This is a genomic window from Novosphingobium sp., from assembly GCF_041915465.1.
Lineage (GTDB): Bacteria > Pseudomonadota > Alphaproteobacteria > Sphingomonadales > Sphingomonadaceae > Novosphingobium.
This window is the reverse complement of sequence record NZ_JAYSBK010000137.1, coordinates 1-6,503: the sequence shown is the minus strand read 5'-3', so window position 1 is coordinate 6,503 and position 6,503 is coordinate 1. Positions and strand designations below refer to the sequence as shown.

Here is a 6,503-nt window from a genome sequence, read left to right as displayed (position 1 = left end):
GGCCAAGTGAATGATAAATCTGTCAGCCATGGATACAAACAGCACTCTCAGCCCGCGCTATGCCCGTGGCTCCGTCGTCCTTCACTGGCTGATCGCGCTGCTGATCATGCTGAACTTTGCCGCCGCCTGGGTGGCCGAAGACCTGCCCAAGGCGGAAAAGGCGATGGTCATGGGCAATCACAAGTCGATCGGCCTCGTCATCCTGGCGCTGACCGTGCTGCGGATCGTCTGGCGCCTGGTGCACAAGGCGCCCCCGCTGGTCGACACGCTGAAGGCTTGGGAAGTGGCGCTGTCGAAGGTGACCCATGTCGGCTTCTACTTCCTGATGCTGGCAATCCCGCTGGCCGGCTGGGCGATGGTTTCGGGCTTCAGCCACGGCGCGCCAACCAGCGTGTTCGGCCTGTTCAATGCCCCGGCATTGCCGGTCAGCTTCGACAAGGAAACGGTTGGCGTCTATCACGAACTGCACGAGGTTTTCGCCAACCTGATGATCGCGCTCTTCGTGATCCACGTGGCTGCCGTGATCAAGCACGTTCATATCGACAAGGACGGAACGTTGCGGCGGATGGTGCCTTTCCTGAAGTAAGAGGCTCATCTTGGCGCCCAACACGCAAGCGGCCCCCGCAGCGATGCGGGGGCCGTTCGTGTTTCCACTGCTCGCCGTCTTACCAGAAGAACGAGTAGATCACGTCCACCACTTCGCCGTTGTAGACATTCACCAACAGTGCGTCGTCATAGTACCGGACCCAGCGATAGGGACCGTAGACTTCGGGCAGGCGGTACGACCACGGATCGTTGATCCAGTAGCTGCTTGAGAAGAACAGCGAATCCAGGAAGAACCCGATGCTCAGCCGCTGGTACGAATAGCCGCGATAGGGTGCATAATAGGCGCCCCAGCGGTAATGGTTCGGGTGGCTGCGGCGATAGGAGTACCAGTTGTACCGATCGTTATCGCGCCAGCGATTATCCCAGCGACGATAGTCGCGGTTATCATTGCGGCTATAGCGGTTGCCGCTGTTCCAGTTGCCGCCGCGATCACGGTCACGGTCGCGATCGCGATCCCGGTAAGTGTCTCGGTCACGGTTCCGATCGCGGTAGCTGTCGCGATCCCGATTGTTTTCCCGGTTGCGCGCGTCGGTCCAATTGGTGCCACCGCTGCGCTCGCGGGCCTGATTGCGATCCCGGCCGCGATCCCGGTCGCGATCGCCAGCATCGCTCCAGTTGTTGCCGCCGCGGTTCCAGTTTCCGCCGCTCTGGCGGTTCTGCTGAACCGGTTCGGGGGCCTGGCTCCTCGCCGCGTTATTGCCGCGCCAGGCGTTGTTGCCGCCATAGTCGGCGCGGTCACGGCCGGCGCTCGAATCATTGCGATTGCTGCGCCATGCGGGCGCCTGCTGCGGGACCGGTACCTGTGCGGGCTGCTGAACCTGCTGCGGCGGCGACCAGGTGCGCTGGGGCTGCTGTTGGGGCGCAGGCGCGCTGCGCTGCTGCTGCCAGCCGCCGCGGTCACCGCGATCGCTGTTGCTGCGTCCGGCGCTTTCAGAGCGGTCGCCGCGGTTGTTGCCGCGGCCGTCCCACGGGTCGGCCAGGGCAACGCCGGGCAGTGCAATCGCCGCCACGGCCAGAGCCAGCGCGGCGCGGCGGGGTGATTTTGCAAAAGTCTTCACGGCCATGGCCGTATCTCCATCCATATGCGCCGCACCACTCGCGGCCCTTATGACGGCGATGCTATGCGAGTCGTGCTGTCGGCGCGGTGAATGGTTTGGTAGGGCTGGCGTTCAGGTTTGAGAGAGGTCGGATGAACGAAGTTTTCCAATCGCTGGACATGGTGCTGGCCGATGCGGCCGCCCACCTCCAGCGCGCCGCGCGCGACCGGCGCAGCCCGATGCATGTGCCGGTGGTCGGCACGGCCGATGGCGATCTGCGGATGATGGTACTGCGCGATTGCGCGCCCGATCTTGGCCTGCTGCGGTTTCACACCGATGCTCGCAGTGCCAAGGCCGGTGTCATCGCCGATGGCGCGCCGGTAAGCGTGCTGGCCTTCGATCCGGAGGCCAAATTGCAGCTGCGGCTGCGCGGGATGGGGCGCATCGAGCAGCAGGGTCCAGTGGCCGACGCGGCCTGGGCGGCGGCCACGCCCTATGCCCGGCGCTGCTATCTGGCAGAGGCCGGGCCCGGCACCCCGGCAGACGGTCCGTGCTCGGGACTGCCCACGGAAGTGGAGGGGGCGAAGCCGGATGAGGCGCAATTGCTCCCCGCACGGGACAACTTTGCCGTCCTGCTGATCGAACCGGAGCGGATCGACTGGCTCTACCTTGCGCACAACGGCCATCGCCGCGCGCAGTTCGCGCGCGGGCAGGATGGCTGGCAGGGGGCATGGGTGGTCCCCTGACGGTTAGCGCATCAGCGCGTCAGCTTCTTGTAGGCGAGGCGCGTCGGACGGTCGGCGGCATCGCCCAGGCGGCGGCGCTTGTCTTCTTCGTACATCGCGAAGTTGCCTTCGAACCATTCGACGTGACTGTTGCCTTCGAAGGCCAGGATGTGGGTGGCCAGACGGTCGAGGAAGAAGCGGTCGTGCGAGATGACCACGGCGCAGCCGGCGAAATTCTCGATCGCGTCTTCCAGCGCGGCGAGGGTTTCGACGTCAAGGTCGTTGGTCGGTTCGTCGAGCAGGAGCACGTTGCCGCCCTCCTTCAGCATCTTGGCCATATGCACGCGGTTGCGTTCACCGCCCGAAAGCTTGCCGACGTTCTTCTGCTGGTCCTGGCCCTTGAAGTTGAACGCGCCGACATAGGCCCGGGTGCTGGTGTCATGCCCGTTGACCTTCATGTAGTCGTGCCCGCCCGAGATTTCTTCCCAGACGTTGTTGGCGGGGTTCAGCGCGTCGCGGCTCTGGTCGACATAGCCGAGGCGCACCGTGGAGCCGATCTCGATCGTGCCGCTGTCGGGCTGTTCCTGGCCGGTGATCAGCTTGAACAGGGTGGACTTACCCGCGCCGTTCGGACCGATCACGCCCACGATCCCGCCCGGGGGCAGGATGAACGAGAGGTCTTCGAACAATAGCTTGTCGCCATAGGCCTTTGAAATGCCCTTGGCCTCGATGACCTTGCCGCCAAGGCGCTCGGGCACCTGGATGACGATCTGGGCCTTGCCCGGGGTGCGGCTTTCCTGGCTGGCGACCAGCTGTTCGAACTTCGAAATACGCGCCTTCGACTTGGTCTGGCGGCCCTTGGGACCCTGCCGGATCCATTCGAGTTCTTCCTTGATCGCCTTCTGGCGGCCGGATTCCTCGCGGTCTTCCTGCTCAAGGCGCTTGGCCTTCTTTTCGAGGTAGGTCGAATAGTTGCCTTCGTAGGGGAAGTACTTGCCCCGGTCGAGTTCGAGGATCCAGCCCACCACGTTGTCGAGGAAGTAGCGGTCGTGGGTGATCATAAGCACCGCGCCGGCATAGTCCTTGAGGTGGTTTTCCAGCCACTCGACCGATTCCGCGTCAAGGTGGTTGGTCGGTTCGTCGAGCAGCAGGATGTCGGGCTTTTGGAGCAGCAGGCGGGTCAGCGCGATGCGGCGCTTTTCACCGCCCGAAAGGTTGTCCACCGGCCAGTCCGAGGGCGGGCAGCGCAGGGCTTCCATCGCGATTTCGAGCTGGTTGTCGAGCGTCCAGCCGTCGACCGCGTCGATCTTGTCCTGCAATTCGGCCATTTCTGCACCGAGCGCGTCGAAGTCGGCGTCTTCTTCGGCCATTTCCATGCCGATCGCATTGAACCGGTCGACCATGTCGGCGATCGCGCGCGCGCCGTCCTTGACGTTTTCGAGGACGTTCTTGGTGTTGTCGAGCTGGGGTTCCTGCTCAAGGTAGCCCACCGTGATGTTCTCACCCGGCCAGGCTTCGCCGGTGAAATCGGTGTCGATCCCCGCCATGATCTTGATCAGGGTGGACTTGCCGACGCCGTTCGGGCCGACGATGCCGATCTTGGCGCCCTGGTAGAACTGCAGGTTGATATTGTTCAGCACCGGCTTGGGAGCGCCGGGGAAGGTCTTGGTCATGCCCTTCATGACATAGGCGTATTGGGCGGCCATCGGGGGTCCTCTTGGGGATAGGCTGGAATGGAGATTTGCCGCGCCCTCTACAGGGCGGCGCCTGTTGGGGCAAGCGTGGCTTGGCAAGTGCTATGCGCCAAGTTAGGTGTGAACATATGCGAAACAAGATCCGCGCCATCGCGCTCTCCGCCCTCCTGCTCTCCACAGCTGCCAACGCCGCCCCGCCGCAAGGCTCGGGAACCGCCTGGGACATCCTCGCCGACATGACCACCGAAGTGGGCCAGCGCCTGGCTGGTTCCCCGCGTGAAGCCGCGGCCCGCGAATGGGGCGTTGCCCGGCTGAAGACGCTGGGCTTCAGCAATGTTCACATCGAACCCTTCACCATCACCGGCTTCGTACGCGGGGCCGAAAGCGCCGAACTGACCGCGCCCTATCCGCAAAAGCTGCACATCACCGCACTGGGCTATAGCGCGCCGACCCCCAAGGGTGGGCTGACCGGCGAACTGGTCTATTTCCCGACGCTCGACGCGCTGAAGGCTGCACCCGAAGGCTCGCTGCGGGGCAAGATCGTCTTCGTCGACCACGCCATGCGTGCCAACCAGGACGGTTCGGGTTATGGCCCCTATGGCAGCGTGCGCCGACAGGGGCCGGGGATCGCATCGGCCAAGGGCGCTGCGGGCATCGTCATCCGCTCGGTCGGGACCGACAGCAACCGCGATCCGCACACCGGCGTGACCAGTTGGCCCGATGGGGTGAAGCCGATCCCGGCCGGCGCCGTATCCGCACCCGACGCGAACCTGATCGCGCGCATTGCCGGGACTGGCAAGCCGATGACCATTGCGCTGGTGCTTGAAAGCCATGCCCAGCCCAACCTGCCATCGGGCAACGTCGTCGCCGATCTTCCGGGGCGCGATCCTTCGCTGCCGCCGATCCTAGTCGCCTGTCATCTCGACAGCTGGGATCTTGGCACTGGCGCGATCGACGATGCGGCGGGTTGCGCGATCGTGACTTCGGCAGCGTTGCGGGCTCAGGAAGGCGGAAAGCCGCTGCGCACGATCCGGGTGCTGTGGGCAGGCAGCGAAGAGCTCGGCGGGTTTGGCGGCGAGGCCTATGCCAAGGCCCACGCAAGCGAACCCCATGCGGTCGCGATGGAAAGCGATTTCGGCGCGGGCCGGGTGTGGCGCGTCCGCGTGAACTTTGCCGAGAGTAACCAGGCGCTGGGCGAGCGGGTGAAGACTGTGCTCTCACCGCTGGGCATCGTGGCTGGCGGCGATCTTGCCCACGGCGGCACCGATGTCGAGCCGGTGATCTCGGCGCAGAAGCTTGCCGTGGTCGATCTCGACCAAGACGGCACCCGCTATTTCGACCTGCACCACACGCCTGACGACACGCTCGACAAGGTTGACCCGGCCGAGCTTGAACAGAACGTCGCGGCCTGGACGGCGGTGCTGCAAGTGATCGCCAACGAGCCTGGGCCGATCAGCGGGAACTGACTGCCCGCCAGAGCTGCATGATCCCGCGTGGCACCAGCGCATAGCCGCCCAGCCACGCGGGGAGCAGCAGGAAGCCCCAATAGAAATTGTCCGGCCGCGCGAACAGCGCGATCATCAGCGCATAGCCGCCCAGCAGCAGCAGCGCGAAGGGCGCGCCGCGTCCGGGCAGCGCGGCCCAGCCGAGGGCGGGGAGGAGACAGGCGAACAACGCCAGCGGTTGCCACGCGACCTGCCAGACCGAGGTATAGGCCAACGCCATCAGCACGCCCCGCAGGCCCTGTCCGCCGCTCCAGCCGGGTGAAACGATGTCGCCGGGCATGACCTGGGCCGCCACGGCCTGAGCGTGCAGTGCCATGCCAAGCGAAAACACCGCGAACAGCGCGGCCCACGCGGCAAGCTCGGTCCAGCGCCGCTGCCACAGGGCAAAGGCGGCGGCGAGCAGCAGGTAGGGCAGGGCCAGTTCGCGCACCGTCAGCGCGGCGGCGATAGCAATCAGTTGCAGCCACCACTTCTCCGGCCAGCGCAGCCGCAGGGCCAGAGCAATGCTCAGCAGCAGTCCGGCCCATAGTTCGGTGAAGCCCATCAGCAGCGGGACGGCGATCGACGCGCCGCCCAGCGCAATGCCGGCCGCTACCCCAAAGCGCTCAAGCTTCGTCACACTGTCGGGCAAGGCCACGATCCACAGCGCGACGCCGCCAACCAGCAGCAGCGCCGCCAGCTTTTGCAAGGATTTCCAGCCAAGGTCCGCCGCCGCCAGGTACAGCGCGGGTTCGCGCACGGTTACGAAAGGCTGCGTCGGATAACCGTGTGCGCGCTGCAATTCGGTCGCGGCCAGATGGTATGGCTTGCCCGCCTGGATCGCGGTGACGATATCGCGGTAGAGCATCATGTCGGTATATTGCCCGGCCGAAGCCGCCGACGCGCCCTTGCCCGGCGCGATGAAGCACCACGTCGAAGCCGCCAGAAACAGCGCCG

At 65.2% G+C, this 6,503-nt stretch carries 6 protein-coding genes; 3 read left to right on the top strand and 3 right to left on the bottom strand.

The features are described 5' to 3' along the window. The first annotated feature begins 28 nt into the window (after positions 1–28). A complete protein-coding gene (locus tag ACE3SN_RS15695; protein WP_374531596.1) occupies positions 29–586 on the top strand; it encodes a cytochrome b in 558 nt (185 codons plus the stop codon). Between the two features lie 79 nt (positions 587–665). Here the strand turns inward: ACE3SN_RS15695 and ACE3SN_RS15690 are convergent, their stop codons facing one another. Next, a complete protein-coding gene (locus tag ACE3SN_RS15690) occupies positions 666–1,670 on the bottom strand; it encodes an RcnB family protein (RefSeq protein WP_374531594.1) in 1,005 nt (334 codons plus the stop codon). Between the two features lie 125 nt (positions 1,671–1,795). On the opposite strand from ACE3SN_RS15690, the gene ACE3SN_RS15685 reads away from it, so the two are divergent. Continuing rightward, a complete protein-coding gene (locus ACE3SN_RS15685; RefSeq protein ID WP_374531592.1) occupies positions 1,796–2,389 on the top strand; it encodes a flavin-binding protein in 594 nt (197 codons plus the stop codon). An 11-nt stretch (positions 2,390–2,400) separates the two neighbouring features. Here ACE3SN_RS15685 and ettA read toward each other — a convergent pair whose 3' ends face one another. Then, positions 2,401–4,074, bottom strand: a complete 1,674-nt coding sequence (gene ettA / locus ACE3SN_RS15680) for an energy-dependent translational throttle protein EttA (protein ID WP_374531590.1) — start codon at positions 4,072–4,074, stop codon at positions 2,401–2,403. A 116-nt stretch (positions 4,075–4,190) separates the two neighbouring features. Between ettA and ACE3SN_RS15675 the strand changes: the two genes are divergently transcribed. Next, positions 4,191–5,528, top strand: coding sequence for a M28 family peptidase (locus tag ACE3SN_RS15675; RefSeq protein ID WP_374531588.1), 1,338 nt, complete (start codon positions 4,191–4,193; stop codon positions 5,526–5,528). Here ACE3SN_RS15675 and ACE3SN_RS15670 read toward each other — a convergent pair. Beyond that, the coding region (locus tag ACE3SN_RS15670) for a hypothetical protein (RefSeq protein WP_374531586.1) at positions 5,515–6,503 on the bottom strand (989 nt) is incomplete at its 5' end. The two genes, ACE3SN_RS15675 and ACE3SN_RS15670, sit on opposite strands and share 14 nt — an antisense overlap.

Excerpts from the sequence above, each read along its gene's own strand:
- ACE3SN_RS15685 (WP_374531592.1), top strand. The coding sequence starts at position 1,796 with ATGAACGAAGTTTTCCAATCGCTGGACATGGTGCTGGCCGATGCGGCC.
- ACE3SN_RS15675 (WP_374531588.1), top strand. The coding sequence starts at position 4,191 with ATGCGAAACAAGATCCGCGCCATCGCGCTCTCCGCCCTCCTGCTCTCC.
- ACE3SN_RS15695 (WP_374531596.1), top strand. The coding sequence starts at position 29 with ATGGATACAAACAGCACTCTCAGCCCGCGCTATGCCCGTGGCTCCGTC.
- ettA (WP_374531590.1), bottom strand. The coding sequence starts at position 4,074 with ATGGCCGCCCAATACGCCTATGTCATGAAGGGCATGACCAAGACCTTC.
- ACE3SN_RS15690 (WP_374531594.1), bottom strand. The coding sequence starts at position 1,670 with ATGGCCGTGAAGACTTTTGCAAAATCACCCCGCCGCGCCGCGCTGGCT.